Genomic DNA, 14141 nt, shown 5'->3' with positions numbered 1-14141 from the left:
AAACAAGGAGCAGGGCGATGAAGCTCAGCGATATCGCCGACAATGCCGGCTCGCGCAAGAAGCGTATGCGCGTCGGCCGCGGCATTGGTTCGGGCAAGGGCAAGCAGGCCGGCCGCGGTGGCAAGGGCCAGACCGCGCGTTCGGGCGTGCGCATCAAGGGTTTCGAAGGCGGCCAGATGCCCTTGCATCGCCGTCTGCCCAAGCGCGGCTTCAACAACATCTTCCGCGTGGAGTTCGCCGAGATCAATCTCGACCGGCTCCAGGATGCGGTCGATGCCAAGAAGATCGACGCCGGCAGCGTCGTGAACGTCGAATCCCTGGTCAAGGCCGGCGTGCTGCGCCGCGCCAAGGGTGGCCTGCGGCTGCTCGGCCGCGGCGAGTTCAAGGCCAAGCTCAACATCGAAGTGCACGGCGCCTCGAAGACCGCGATCGCGGCAGTCGAGAAGGCCGGCGGCTCGGTGAAGATCCTCGCGCCTGCCAAGGAAGAAGGCGAGGCGGCGTAACAACTGCGTCATCGGCCCGCGGCTCGCGGGCCTTTACGCACGCGGGACGATGGACTTATCGAAGCCGTAGCCCCAGATAATGTCCGGTGTCCGGTATAATGTAGCCCGGCCGCGGGCATAACGGCGCAATAAGCGGCGGGAGAAAGTCCAAGATGGCCTCTGCAGCGGAACAACTGGCAGCCAATCTCAATTTCGGTGCGTTTGCCAAGGCCGACGAACTGAAGAAGCGCATCTGGTTCACCCTGGGCGCGCTGCTCGTTTATCGGCTCGGGACCTACATCCCGTTGCCCGGCATCGATCCCAACATCTGGGAGCAGGTGTTCCGCTCCCAGGCGGGCGGCATCCTCGGCATGTTCAATATGTTCGCTGGCGGCGGCATTCACCGCATGGCGATCTTTGCGCTGAACATCATGCCGTACATCTCCGCCTCCATCATCATCCAGCTCCTGACCACCGTCTCGCCGCAGCTCGAGGCGCTGAAGAAGGAAGGGGAGTCCGGCCGCAAGCTGCTGAACCAGTACACCCGTTATCTCACGGTGATCCTGGCCGCGTTCCAGTCCTACGGCATTGCGGTGGGCCTCGAAGGCGCTGGCAACGTCGTCAGCGACCCCGGCATGTTCTTCCGCCTGTCGACGGCGATCACGCTGACCGGCGGCACCATGTTCCTGATGTGGCTGGGCGAGCAGATCACGTCGCGCGGCATCGGCAACGGCATTTCCCTGATCATTCTCTCCGGCATCGTCGCCGAGCTGCCCGCGGCGCTCGCCAACATGCTCGAGCTCGGCCGTCAGGGTGCGATGTCGACCGGCCTGATTCTGGTCGTCATCATCATGGCGGTGGCCGTGATCGCCTTCATCGTGTTCGTGGAGCGCGCCCAGCGCCGGCTCTTGATCCAGTATCCGAAGCGCCAGGTCGGCAACAAGATGTTCGAGGGGCAGTCCTCGCATCTGCCGCTCAAGCTCAACACCTCGGGCGTGATCCCGCCGATCTTCGCGTCCTCGCTGCTGCTGCTGCCGACCACGGTCGCGAACTTCAACGCGGGCAGTGGGCCGGAATGGTTCCAGTGGATCAACACCCAGCTCGGCCACGGCCGTCCGCTGTTCCTGATCATGTATCTGGCGCTGATCGTGTTCTTCGCCTTCTTCTACACCGCGATCGTGTTCAATCCGACCGAGACCGCGGACAATCTGAAGAAGCACGGCGGCTTCATTCCGGGTATCCGCCCGGGCGAGCGTACCGCGGAATATATCGACTACGTGCTGTCGCGGATCACCGTGCTCGGCGCGGTCTATCTGGCGATCGTCTGCTTGATTCCGGAAATCCTGATCTCCTACGCCTCGGTGCCGTTCTACTTTGGCGGCACTTCGCTGCTGATCGTCGTCAGCGTCACCATGGACACGGTGGCGCAGGTGCAGGGCTATCTGCTGGCGCATCAGTACGAGGGCCTGATCCGGAAGTCGAAGCTGCGCGGCCGGCGCCGTTAAGCGCGGCGTCCTCTCAGGCGGCGCAATTGCGCCGCCGATTCGCCGCGCGAGTAACGCGCGGCGCCTGCGGGAGCGGCCAGCCATCGATCCGGTGGCATCGGCAGAGCCACTCGCACTGAAGCGCAATCACTGATCTCAAAGGCTTCTTGGCGTCCGGCCATTTGCTCCCCTATGATATGGGTAGCGGTGCGCCGCTGATTATGATTTGCACTGTAACTGGACTTCAAAACACAGGTGCGCGACGTATCGCACCAATCGGGGGGCGTACGCCGATGAGAATTATACTTCTGGGGCCGCCGGGATCGGGCAAGGGCACCCAGGCGCAGCTGCTGGTGCAGCGCTATGGCATCGTCCAACTCTCGACCGGCGAGATGTTGCGTGCGGCGGTGGCGGCCGGAACGCCGGTCGGTCTCAAGGCCAAGGAGATCATGGCCAGCGGCGGTCTTGTGCCCGACGATGTCGTGGTCGGAATCATCTCCGATCGGATCGATCAGCCGGATGCCAAAAACGGTTTCATCCTTGACGGTTTCCCGCGGACCGTGCCGCAGGCCGAGGCGCTGGATGAGCTGCTCAAGCACAAGCACCTCAAGCTCGATGCCGTGATCGAGCTCCGCGTCAACGAGAGCGCGCTCCTGAACCGCGTCGAGACTCGCGTCGCCCAGATGCGCGAGCGCGGGGAAGAGGTCCGACTCGACGACACCCCGGAGGTCCTGACCAAGCGACTCGCCAGCTACCGCAGCCAGACGGAACCGCTGATTCACTACTATTCCGAGCGGCGCAAGCTCTCGACCATCGACGGCATGATGGCCATCGACGAGGTCACCCGCGCCATCCATCGCCAGCTCCTGGCGCTCGGGGCGGTCGAGCCCAAGACGCATGGCAAGACGCATGCCCGGAGTGCCACAAAGGCGGCCCCGGCCAGAAAGGCCAAGGCGGCGAAGAAATCGGCCAAAAAGCCTGCGAAAGTGGCCAAAAAGGCCGCCAAATCCAGGAAAGCGGCCAAGAAGGCCACGAAGGCAGGCAAGAGAATCGTCAAGAAAGCCGCCAAGAAGGCGGGGAAGAAGAAGGCAGCCAAAAAGACCGTCAGGAAGGCTGTCAAGAAAGGTGCCAAAAAGGCCGCAAAAAAGGTCACGAAAAGGCGAGCTAAGCGCTAGCAGCGGTTGACGAAAGCCCCCTGAATCCCCTAATAAGCCCCGCATCCAAGTCGGATAGTTTCAAACGATGCCGGGCCCCAGGAAGACCAGGGGTGGGCGTCGTGTTCGCGTTTGTGAACACCTGCCCGAGAAACCAAGCACTTAAAGCCCGATTCCTGACGAGGGATTGGCGACAGGAGAGAAGGCCGTGGCCCGTATTGCCGGCGTGAACATCCCGACCAACAAGCGCGTGCTGATCGCGCTCCAGTACATCCATGGCATCGGTCAGAAGATCGCCGGTGAGATTCTGGAGAAGGTGAAGATCCCGGTGGATCGTCGCGTCAATCAGCTCAGCGACGCCGAAGTGCTCCAGATCCGCGAAGTGATCGACCGCGACTATATGGTCGAGGGCGATTTGCGTCGTGAGGTTGGCATCAACATCAAGCGTCTGATGGACCTCGGCTGCTATCGCGGCCTGCGCCATCGTCGCGGTCTGCCGGTGCGTGGCCAGCGTACCCACACCAACGCGCGTACGCGCAAGGGTCCGGCCAAGGCCATCGCCGGCAAGAAGAAGTAAGTTTTCGCATCCAATCACGGCGTGTGGCGACCCGGGGATGACCCGTTCGCCACGCGCCTTTCGTTCCACAGGTGTAGCCGCTGGCATTACGGCGGCGTTGAGATCTTCAGGAAAGGTAGTCTATGGGCAAGGAAGCCACCCGCGTTCGTCGTCGTGAGCGCAAGAACATCGCCTCCGGCGTCGCGCACGTGAACTCGTCGTTCAACAACACGACCATCACCATCACCGACGCGCAGGGCAACACGATTGCCTGGTCCTCCGCCGGCGCGATGGGCTTCAAGGGCTCGCGCAAGTCGACCCCGTATGCCGCACAGGTTGCCGCCGAGGACGTGTCGAAGAAGGCGCAGGAGCACGGCATGCGCACGCTGGAAGTCGAAGTCGCCGGTCCCGGTTCGGGCCGCGAATCGGCGCTCCGGGCGCTGCAGGCCGCGGGCTTCACCGTCACCTCGATCCGCGACGTGACCACGATCCCGCACAACGGTTGCCGTCCCCGTAAGCGTCGGCGCGTTTGATACCAGATTGCGGGCGCACTGGCGCCCGCGATGATTTTTTGCAAAGCCGTGGAAATGATCTGCGGCCTTTCTCCAACGCCAGTGCCTGCAACAGCAGTCTGACTGGCCTGTATGGGTGAAACAGTGACGATCCAGAAAAATTGGCAAGAACTCATTCGGCCGAACAAGCTGCAGGTACAGCCCGGCAGCGATCCGACCCGTTTCGCGACCATCGTCGCCGAACCGCTCGAGCGCGGCTTCGGCCAGACGCTCGGCAACGCGCTACGCCGCATCCTGCTGTCCTCGCTCCAGGGCGCGGCAGTGCAGTCGGTGCACATCGACGGCGTGCTGCACGAGTTCTCCTCGATCGCGGGCGTCCGTGAGGACGTCACCGACATCGTGCTCAACATCAAGGACATCTCGATCAAGATGCAGGGCGAAGGCCCCAAGCGCATGGTCGTCAAGAAGTCCGGACCGGGCGTCGTCACCGCCGGCGACATCCAGACCGTGGGCGACGTCGTCGTGCTCAATCCCGACCTGCAGATCTGCACGCTCGATGAGGGCGCCGAGATCCGTATGGAGTTCACGGTCGCAACCGGCAAGGGCTACGTTCCCGCCGAGCGCAACCGCCCCGAGGACGCACCGATCGGCCTGATCCCGGTCGACAGCCTGTACTCGCCGGTCCGCAAGGTCTCCTACAAGGTCGAGAACACCCGCGAGGGCCAGATCCTCGACTACGACAAGCTGACCATGACGATCGAGACCAACGGCGCGCTGACGCCGGATGATTCCGTGGCCTACGCGGCGCGCATCCTGCAGGATCAGCTCAACGTGTTCGTCAACTTCGAAGAGCCGCGCAAGGAAGTCGCCCAGGAGATCATCCCGGACCTCGCCTTCAACCCGGCCTTCCTCAAGAAGGTGGACGAGCTCGAGCTGTCGGTGCGTTCGGCCAACTGCTTGAAGAACGACAACATCGTCTACATCGGCGACCTCGTGCAGAAGAGCGAAGCGGAAATGCTCCGCACCCCCAACTTCGGCCGCAAGTCGCTGAACGAAATCAAGGAAGTGCTGGCCCAGATGGGGCTGCACCTCGGCATGGAAGTGCCGGGCTGGCCGCCGGAGAACATCGACGAGCTCGCCAAGCGCTTCGAGGATCACTACTGATCCGAGCGACAACAGGCTGAGGCGCGAATTCATCGCGCCTCAGCGGGCGAACGCAGGCAGCCCACCTGAGCAACTGGTCCGACGAACCGTCGCGACGAATGAAATTCAAGGAATAGATAAATGCGTCACGGCAAGGTTCATCGCAAGCTCAACCGCACCGCCGAGCATCGCCGCGCGATGTTCGCCAACATGTGCGCCGCGCTGATCAAGCACGAGCAGATCGTCACCACGCTGCCGAAGGCGAAGGAATTGCGTCCGATCGTCGAGAAGCTGATTACCCTCGGCAAGAAGGGCGGGCTGGCCATGCGCCGTCAGGCCATCTCGGAGATGCGTGACAAGGATCAGGTCAGGAAGCTGTTCGACACGCTCGCGCCCCGCTACAAGGATCGCCAGGGTGGCTACACCCGCATCATCAAGGCCGGCTTCCGCTACGGCGACAACGCCCCGATGGCCGTGATCGAGTTTGTCGATCGTGATGTCGATGCCAAGGGCCTGGATTCCGGTCCGGTGCAGGAAAAGGAAGCCGAGGCGGCATAAGCCGACCGGCAGAGAGTTTTCAGAAAGCGGCGCCTTCGGGCGCCGCTTTTTTATTGGCCGTCCTGTTGGTTACGTCCCGCTCCTCACGCGTCGGTGAGTGCCGATTGCTATCGTGCCGGCAGCGCCCAATATCTCCGCCAGCATCCACGGAGATCACGCATGAACATCGACCTGTCCGGAAAGACCGCCCTCGTCACCGGCTCGACTGCCGGCATCGGCCACGCCATCGCCAAGGGCCTTGCCGGCTCGGGTGCGAGCGTCGTGATCAACGGACGCGGCCAGGACAAAGTCGATGCGGCCGTGCGCAAGCTGGAAGGGGCGGGCGGAAAGTTCCGCGGCATCGCCGCCGACGTCTCGACCGCGGCGGGCTGCAAGGCGCTGGCCGCGGCGCTGCCAGACGTCGACATCCTCATCAACAATGCCGGCATCTTCGAGCCGAGGGACTTTTTCGACATTCCGGACGAAGACTGGAGTCGTTTTTTCGAAGTCAACGTGATGAGCGGCGTGCGTCTCTCGCGTGCGTATATGAAGGGCATGCTCAAGCGCAACTGGGGCCGCATCGTCTTCATCTCCTCGGAGTCCGGGCTCAACATTCCCGTCGAGATGATCCACTACGGCATGAGCAAGACGGCCCAGCTCTCGGTCGCGCGCGGCCTGGCGCAGCTCACAAGCGGCACCGGCGTCACCGTCAATTCCGTGCTGCCGGGCCCGACAATGTCGGAGGGCGTCGAGACGTTCGTGAAGGATCTTGCCAAGCAGAACGGCCAGTCGGTCGATGAGGCCGCGGCCAATTTCGTCAAACAGCATCGCCCAAGCTCGCTGCTCCAGCGCTTCGCCAGCGTCGACGAGATCGCCAACATGGTGGTGTATGCCGCTTCGAGGGAAGCCTCCGCGACCAACGGCGCAGCGTTGCGTGCCGAGGGCGGCATCATCAATACGATTGCCTGAGGCCTGCGGATGCCGGCCTATGTGATCTCCGAGGTCGAGGTACGCGACAGAGCCGCGATGGAAGCCTATCGCACCCTGGCCGCAGCAACCATCGCGCAATATGGCGGCCGCTATCTCGTGCGCGGCGGCGCCGCCGAATTGGTGGAGGGCGGCCCGCCGCCCAAGACCATTATCATCGTTGAGTTCCCATCGATGGCGCGGGCGCAGGAATGGTACGCGTCGGTGGAATATGCCGAGGCGCTGAAGCTGAGGCAGACGGCGTTGGAGCGTCGGCTGCTGTTTGTCGAGGGTGTGTTGCCGTCGTAGGCCAGCGCGCGAGCAGGACTAGAATATATCGGTTCTGACTGAATCAGAACCGACGCTCCAGATCCTTGTTTGACGCGTCTTCTTCACGCCAACCGGCCCCACTTCGCTCGAAGACGCTCTAGTCTTCCTTGATTCCCGCCGTCTGCGCGATCTGCTTCATCTCCGCGGTCTCCTTGTTGATCGCGGAGGCCCAGTCACTGTAGCGCGCGAAGCCCGGCTCGAATCCGACTTTGGTGAAGCGCTCGACCACGGTGGGGTTGTTGATGGTGGCTTCCAACGTGGCCGTCAGCTTGTCCCGTACGGCCGGCGGAAGTCCCTTCGGCGTGACGACGGCTCCCAGGACGCGAAATCGATGCCCGAATAGCCGAGCTCCGCGAGGGTCGGCGCATCGGGTAGGTAGGGCGTCCGCTTTGCCGAGAATACCGCGAGCACACGCACGGTGCCGGCGTCGAGCTGCGGCTTGACCGCGATCACGGTGTCGACGTGATACTGGATGTGCCTTGCCGATCAGATCGTTCATCGCGGGCGCGCTGCCCTTGTACGGCAGGTGCACCATCTTGATGCCTGCACTCGACTTGAACAGCTCGCCTGCGAAGTGCGACACCGTCGCGGCACCGAACGACGCGAGCGACAGCTTGTCCGGATTGGCCTTGGCTTCCGCGACAAGCGCGGTCAGATCCTTGATCGGATTGTCCTTGTAGGTGACCAGCACCAGGGTGATCTTGCCGACTTGCCCCAGCGGCTCGAAATCCTTGGCCGCATCGTAAGGCACGGTTTCCTTGACGGCCGCTGGCAGGGTGAAGGTCGAGTTGGAGCTGAAGAACAGGGTGTAGCCGTCGGGCGCGGCGCGGGCGACCTCCTTGCCCGCGATCGTGGTGCCGCCACCCGGACGGTTCATGACGATGACGGGCTTGCCCAGGCGGGCCTCGAGTTCGCCGGCGATGATGCGCGCGACGAGGTCGGAGGCGCCTCCAGGAGGAAACGGCACGACCAATTGCAGCGGCCTTTCGGGATAGTCGTCGGCAAGAGCCAGGTCTGCTCCGCCGAAAATCGCGGCAGCCGTGAATGCAGCCGCAAAAATCGTTGTTTTCATCCAGAAGCTCATTCAGCTCATCCCCGACAATCGTCGCCCGGCACAACGGGCGGCGGATCGTAACAGAGCGGGCCGGCCGCTAGGAGCGGCCGGGTGCTGAAAAACTACCACCCCTCCAGCACGATCTTGCCGCGCGACTTGCCGCTCTCGAGCAACGCATGGGCGCGCTTGAGATTGGCCGCGTTGATCGTGCCAAAGGTCTGGTCGAGCGTGGTACGCAAGACGCCCTTATCGATGAGGTCGGCGACGTCGTTGAGCAGATGATACTGCGCGATCATGTCGGCGGTCTGGAACGAGGAGCGCGTGAACATCGATTCCCAATGCACCGAGATCGCCTTGCCCTTGAACGCGGCAACCGTGAATTCCGGGGGATCGTCGATCAGGCCGAACTTGCCCTGCGGCGCCATGAAATCGGCGATGCTCTTGTAGTGCTGGTCGGTGAATGTGAGGCTCGCCACCAGCGCGACCGGCGGCAGCTTAAGCTTCTCGATCTGCTCCTTCATCGGTTGGCCGTGGTCGATCACCGCATGCGCGCCGAGGCCGAGGCACCATTTTTGCGACTCCGGCCGCGTCGCGGTCGCGAGCACCGTCAGCCCGGTGAGGCGGCGGGCGAGCTGGATCAGGATCGAGCCAACGCCGCCAGCGCCGCCCGTGATCAAGAGCGTGCGCGGATCGACACTCTTGCCGGGCACCGCACCGAGCCGATCGAACAACAGCTCCCAAGCGGTGATGGAGGTGAGGGGAAGGGCGGCGGCTTGCGCGAACGACAGGCTCTTCGGCTTGTTGCCGACGATGCGCTCGTCGACCAGGTGGAATTCGGAATTGGTACCCTGGCGCAGGATCGAGCCGGCGTAAAATACCTCGTCGCCTGGCTTGAACAGCGTGACGTCGGGACCGACGGCGTCGACAACGCCGGCCGCGTCATAGCCCAGAATCTTGGTCTCGCCCTCGGGCGGGGCTGCGCGCTTGCGCACCTTGTAATCGACCGGATTGGCCGAGATCGCCTTCACAGCCACGCGGATATCACGGCCCTTGGGTTCGGGCTTGGCGGTCTCGAAATCGAACAGCGCGTCCTGATCCTCGATCGGAAGCGACTTCCTGTAGCCGACGGCCTTCATGGCTTGTCTCCTTCAGATAGTGTTGCAGATGCCGGGTCCCGGGTTCGCGTTTTCGCGCGCCCCCGGGACGACAAGCGAGACCTAGAACGCGAACTGCGTCCGCATCGCGACCGCATCGAACTTCGAACCGACATCGGCGGTCGAGATCGGCGTGGCCTGCCTCGATACCATGCCATGCAGATAGTCCAGCATGAAACGGACGTTGCCGTTGACATACCAGTTCAGCGCTGCCGTGTAGACGGTCTGCCGGCCGCCTGCGATGCCGGTTGCGGTCCCGAGTTGATCGTTGAGGTCGATCGTGGAGAAGCGTCCCGCGACCTCCCACGCGCCCCAGCCGCCGCCCTCGAGGGAGAACGGGTGTGCCGGCTTGACGCCGCCATAGGCCGCATTCGCCGCATTATAGCTGCGACCCTCGCCCGTCAGCACGTAGCCGGCTTGCGCATAGCCGCCCTGGAATTTGAGGCTTGGCGCACCCAGCGGCGGCAGGCCGGTATTGGCGCTGCGATCGATGTTGTACCAGAAATACTCGCCTTGCAGGATCAGCGGTCCATAGGTGGCGGCCGCTTCGACGCTGTAGACCTGCGCGCCGGAGGCATTGGCGATTGCGCCGGTCGTAGCCAGCGCCGTGGGATCGATGCGCAGTTCCGGACGATCGCTCAGCGTCACCGTCTGTGCACCCGTCACCAGATTGCGCGTCGGCTGGATCAGCCATTCGGCATTGCCGCCGAGATGGACCGAGTAGTCTTTGCCGCTGACGACTTGGCCGGCGACACGCGCGACCGCGCCGTATTGTTCCGTGGTGCCGTTCGGCGCAACGCTCGACGCTGAGTGGATCGCACCGGTGGCGGGACCGGTGACATAGGCGCCAGCCCAGAGCACGTCGTTGTACCAGCGCGTGCCGACCGCCGAACGGAAGTCGCCCGCAGCGATGCTCGTGGCGACGATCCCCGCCGAGGCGCGTTCCATGAACATGATGTCGTTGGAGCTCGTGGCCTCATCGAGGGTGTAGGGCAGGTCCATGATGCCGCCTTCGATGGCCATCTTGCCGCCGAACGGTTTCAGGCCGGTATAGCTGAGATAGGCGTTCTCGATGCCGGAGACGCCGCCGCCGGGCAGCGAACCCGGAGCTGCGCCGCCAAAACCGTCGGAGGAGCCGCCGAAGTCGTAGACCAGGGCGAAATTCCAGTCGTTGAAGAACTTGCCGGCGAGACCGATGCGCGCGCGGCGGACGTTCTCGCCGCTGTCGAGCTTTTGCGGCACGGTTGCCGCCGTGTTGGGCCGATAGTCGTAGCCGCCGACATCCCAATGCACGCGGCCTGTGATTCCGACGCAGTTTGCTCCATCTGCAGTGCAGATGGTCGGCCGGTTGTTCGGCATTGTCACGACGACGCCGGATGCAGGCGCCGGTCCCTTGAGCGGGATCGCCGCGTTGGCGTTGGCGACGGCGGTCTTCGCTTCGGAACGCGCTTCGGCCTTCGCCGCCGCCTTCGCCTCAAGCCTGGCCTTCGCCGTGGCCGCGGTATTCGCGGCGGTCTGGCTCTGGAGCTTGTCGAGCTTCTGCTCCAGCATCTTCAACTGCTGCTTCAGGAGCGCGATCTCCTGGTCGCTGCTGCTCGCCGATTGGGCCTGGGCCTGCGAGGCTGCCAGTGCGGCGGCGAGACCAATCGCCGTGGCTGCAATTCTTGTCCTGCTCACGTCATGACTCCATCGTTTGACGAACTTCCCCAAGTCGTTGGCGGAGAGCCTAGGTGTGATCGATGACTGCCCCGCGACGCTGCGCCGGGTTGCACGGTTCCCACTGGTGTAAATTCGCCGCAACCGAATCCGCCTTGCACCACCATGCAAGATGACGCACATCATGCCAATCCACAGCCCCGGCAAATTGCTATTTCGCACGCACAGCTTGCAGGCCGGACACGCCAAAGGGGTCGAATATGCCGCCGGGCGCCCTTCTAATGGGGGGCGAACGCGCCTATATTCCGGCGTCTTTTCCAAGAGGTAGGAATGTTTCGATCGACCTGGACCGCCGTCGTCACGGCACTGTGCATAGCTTTTTCGGCCAACTTCAATCCGGCCGCCGCGCAGGACCGCCGTGTGCCGTCCTCGCCAGCCGAACTGCGGCTGTCCTATGCGCCGATCGTGCAGCGGGTGCAGCCGGCGGTTGTCAACGTCTACGCCGCCAAGGTGGTGCAGAACCGCAACCCGCTGCTCGACGACCCCATCTTCCGCCGCTTCTTCGGCGTGCCCGGCCAGCAGCAGGAGCAGGTGCAGCGCTCGCTCGGTTCGGGCGTGATCGTCGATGCGTCGGGGCTCGTTGTCACCAACGTCCACGTCATCGAAGGCGCCGACCAGGTCAAGGTGTCGCTGTCGGACAAGCGTGAGTTCGAGGCCGAGATCGTGTTGAAGGACTCTCGCAGCGATCTCGCGGTGCTGCGTCTGAAGGACACCAAGGAGAAGTTTCCGGCTCTCGAATTTACCAATTCGGACGAGCTGATGGTAGGCGACGTCGTGATGGCGATCGGCAATCCCTTCGGCGTCGGCCAGACCGTGACTCACGGCATCATCTCGGCCTTGGCGCGCACGCAGGTCGGTATCACCGACTACCAGTTCTTCATCCAGACCGACGCGGCGATCAATCCTGGCAATTCCGGCGGCGCGTTGGTCGACATGAACGGCAGGCTCGCGGGCATCAACACCGCGATCTATTCGCGCTCCGGCGGCTCGCAGGGCATCGGCTTCGCGATCCCCGCCAACATGGTGCGCGTCGTCGTCGCCTCCGCCAAGGGTGGCGGCAAGGCGGTGAAGCGGCCCTGGCTCGGGGCGAAGCTGCAGGCGGTGACGCCGGAGATCGCCGAGAGTCTCGGCCTGCGTTCGCCCACCGGTGCGCTGGTCGCAAGCGTTGTCCCGAACGGGCCGGCGGCCAAGGCCGGGCTGAAATCCTCCGACCTGATCGTCTCGATCGACGGCCAGACCGTGGATGATCCCAACGCTTTCGACTATCGCTTCGCCACACGGCCGCTCGGCGGCACCGCGCAGATCGACGTGCAGCGCGGCGGCAAGCCGGTCAAGCTGACGGTGGCGCTGGACGCCGCGCCCGATGCCGGCCGCAACGAGCTCGTCATCACCGCGCGCTCGCCTCTTCAGGGCGCGAAGGTCTCGACCATCACCCCGGCGCTCGCCGACGAGCTGCATCTGGACGCCGATACCGAAGGCGTGGTGGTCACCGATCTCGGCGGCGACAGTGCGGCCGCGAATGTCGGCTTCCAGAAGGGCGACGTCATCCTGGCGGTCAACAACCAAAAGATCAGCAAGACCAGCGATCTCGAAAAGGCGGCGGCCGAGCGCCAGCGCATCTGGCGCATCACGCTGGTGCGCGGCGGCCAGCAGATCAACGTCACGCTGGGCGGATGAGTCCGAAGCGACCACAGGAGACACCAACTCTCTTCGCCGCGGCGGGGCTCGATCACGAGGCTCCGCACCCGCTGCCGGATCGGCTGCGGCCGCGCGCGCTCTCGGAGGTCGTCGGCCAGGATCACATCCTGGGTCCCGACGGCGCGCTCACGCGCATGCTGGAGACGCGCACGCTGGGCTCGCTGGTGTTCTGGGGCCCGCCCGGCACCGGCAAGACCACGGTGGCGCGGCTGCTCGCGGACGCCACCGATCTGCATTTCGAGCAGATCTCCGCGGTGTTCTCCGGCGTTGCCGATTTGAAGAAGGCCTTTGAGGCCGCGCGTGCACGCCGCGAGATGGGCAAGGGCACGCTGCTGTTCGTCGACGAGGTGCATCGCTTCAACCGCGCCCAGCAGGATTCGTTTCTGCCGGTCATGGAAGACGGCACGGTGGTGATGGTCGGCGCCACCACCGAAAATCCGTCCTTCGAGCTCAACGCGGCGCTTCTGTCCCGCGCGCGTGTGCTGGTGTTTCGCTCGCTCGACGCGGCCGCGATCGAAAAGCTGTTTGCGCATGCCGAGGAGGTCGAGGGCCGCAAGCTGCCGCTCGACGAGGAAGCGCGCGCCGTGCTGGTGCGCATGGCCGATGGCGACGGCCGCGCGTCGCTGACGCTCGTCGAGGAAGTCTGGCGCGCCGCGCGCAAGGACGAGATTTTCGACGCCGCGCAATTGCAGGAGATATTGCAGCGCCGCGCGCCGATCTACGACAAGTCGGCAGACGGCCATTACAATTTGATCTCGGCGCTGCATAAGTCAGTGCGGGGCTCCGATCCCGATGCCGCGCTGTATTATCTCGCGCGCATGCTCGATGCCGGCGAGGATCCGCTGTTTCTGGCCCGCCGCGTCGTGCGCATGGCGGTCGAGGATATCGGGCTTGCCGATCCGCAGGCGCTCGTCATCGCCAACGCAGCCAAGGACGCTTTCGACTTCCTCGGTCATCCCGAGGGCGAGCTCGCGATCGCGCAGGCGGTGGTCTATCTCGCCACCGCGCCAAAATCGAACGCCGTCTACACCGCCTTCGGCAAGGCAATGCAGGTCGCAAAGCAGGCCGGCTCGCTGCTGCCGCCGAAACATATCCTCAACTCGCCGACCAAGCTGATGAAGTCGGAAGGCTACGGCGCATCTTACGAATACGACCACGACACGCCCGACGCCTTCTCCGGCCAGGATTATTTCCCGGAAGCCCTGGGCCGCCAGACCTTCTACGACCCGCCCGATCGCGGGTTCGAGCGGGAGATCAGGAAGCGGCTGGATTATTGGGCCAAGTTGCGCAAGGAGCGGGGTGGCTGAAGCCAAAATCGCCATTTCGCCGTGACGTGAGGCCGGTTTTGAGCTAGG

General features: G+C 64.0%; 14 protein-coding genes. 11 read left to right on the top strand and 3 right to left on the bottom strand.

Annotation, left to right across the window (positions count from 1 at the left end; translation table 11 throughout):
- Positions 1-17: 17 nt before the first annotated feature.
- The 9 genes from rplO to ACIPUD_RS11500 all read left to right on the top strand — a co-directional run bounded on the left by rplO (position 18) and on the right by ACIPUD_RS11500 (position 7143).
- A complete protein-coding gene (gene rplO / locus ACIPUD_RS11540; protein ID WP_027518586.1) occupies positions 18-503 on the top strand; it encodes a 50S ribosomal protein L15 in 486 nt (161 codons plus the stop codon).
- A gap of 152 nt (positions 504-655) precedes the next feature.
- Positions 656-1987, top strand: coding sequence for a preprotein translocase subunit SecY (gene secY / locus ACIPUD_RS11535; RefSeq protein WP_007611601.1), 1332 nt, complete (start codon positions 656-658; stop codon positions 1985-1987).
- A 272-nt stretch (positions 1988-2259) separates the two neighbouring features.
- On the top strand, positions 2260-3141 hold the full coding sequence (locus tag ACIPUD_RS11530; protein WP_446480694.1) for an adenylate kinase: 882 nt from the start codon (positions 2260-2262) through the stop codon (positions 3139-3141).
- 187 nt (positions 3142-3328) lie between these two features.
- Positions 3329-3697 (top strand): 30S ribosomal protein S13, encoded by a 369-nt coding sequence (rpsM, locus tag ACIPUD_RS11525; RefSeq protein WP_018456460.1) that lies wholly within the window; start codon positions 3329-3331, stop codon positions 3695-3697.
- Positions 3698-3819: 122 nt separating this feature from the next.
- A complete protein-coding gene (gene rpsK, locus ACIPUD_RS11520) occupies positions 3820-4209 on the top strand; it encodes a 30S ribosomal protein S11 (RefSeq protein ID WP_446480693.1) in 390 nt (129 codons plus the stop codon).
- Between the two features lie 111 nt (positions 4210-4320).
- Positions 4321-5352 carry a DNA-directed RNA polymerase subunit alpha gene (locus ACIPUD_RS11515; protein WP_007603046.1) on the top strand — a complete coding sequence of 344 codons (1032 nt, stop codon included), beginning with the start codon at positions 4321-4323 and terminating at the stop codon, positions 5350-5352.
- A 120-nt stretch (positions 5353-5472) separates the two neighbouring features.
- Positions 5473-5889 (top strand): 50S ribosomal protein L17, encoded by a 417-nt coding sequence (rplQ, locus tag ACIPUD_RS11510; RefSeq protein ID WP_018456461.1) that lies wholly within the window; start codon positions 5473-5475, stop codon positions 5887-5889.
- Positions 5890-6048: 159 nt separating this feature from the next.
- Positions 6049-6837: an SDR family NAD(P)-dependent oxidoreductase gene (locus tag ACIPUD_RS11505; RefSeq protein WP_446480692.1), complete on the top strand. Its 789-nt coding sequence runs from the start codon at positions 6049-6051 to the stop codon at positions 6835-6837.
- A 9-nt stretch (positions 6838-6846) separates the two neighbouring features.
- Entirely contained in the window at positions 6847-7143 is a 297-nt protein-coding gene (locus ACIPUD_RS11500; protein ID WP_446480691.1) for a DUF1330 domain-containing protein, read from the top strand.
- 118 nt (positions 7144-7261) lie between these two features.
- Here the strand turns inward: ACIPUD_RS11500 and ACIPUD_RS11495 are convergent, their stop codons facing one another.
- The 3 genes from ACIPUD_RS11495 to ACIPUD_RS11485 form a co-directional block, all read right to left on the bottom strand.
- The gene (locus ACIPUD_RS11495; RefSeq protein WP_446480690.1) at positions 7262-8236 is read right to left on the bottom strand and encodes a Bug family tripartite tricarboxylate transporter substrate binding protein; all 975 of its coding nucleotides are present in this window, start codon (positions 8234-8236) and stop codon (positions 7262-7264) included.
- A 104-nt stretch (positions 8237-8340) separates the two neighbouring features.
- Entirely contained in the window at positions 8341-9354 is a 1014-nt protein-coding gene (locus ACIPUD_RS11490; protein WP_446480689.1) for a zinc-binding alcohol dehydrogenase family protein, read from the bottom strand.
- A gap of 81 nt (positions 9355-9435) precedes the next feature.
- On the bottom strand, positions 9436-11049 hold the full coding sequence (locus ACIPUD_RS11485) for an OprO/OprP family phosphate-selective porin (RefSeq protein WP_446480688.1): 1614 nt from the start codon (positions 11047-11049) through the stop codon (positions 9436-9438).
- Between the two features lie 309 nt (positions 11050-11358).
- Here ACIPUD_RS11485 and ACIPUD_RS11480 point away from each other — a divergent pair, with 309 nt between their 5' ends.
- Both ACIPUD_RS11480 and ACIPUD_RS11475 read left to right on the top strand, forming a co-directional pair.
- Complete coding sequence (locus ACIPUD_RS11480; RefSeq protein ID WP_204511508.1) at positions 11359-12765, top strand: DegQ family serine endoprotease; 1407 nt, start codon at positions 11359-11361, stop codon at positions 12763-12765.
- Complete coding sequence (locus ACIPUD_RS11475) at positions 12762-14093, top strand: replication-associated recombination protein A (RefSeq protein WP_446480687.1); 1332 nt, start codon at positions 12762-12764, stop codon at positions 14091-14093. Before ACIPUD_RS11480 ends, ACIPUD_RS11475 begins: the two co-directional genes overlap by 4 nt.
- The last annotated feature ends 48 nt before the right edge of the window (positions 14094-14141 follow it).

The sequence above is a fragment of the Bradyrhizobium sp. CAR08 genome (assembly GCF_052871955.1).
Note: the sequence above shows the minus strand (reverse complement) of the source record. Positions and strands in the feature narration are given on the sequence as shown.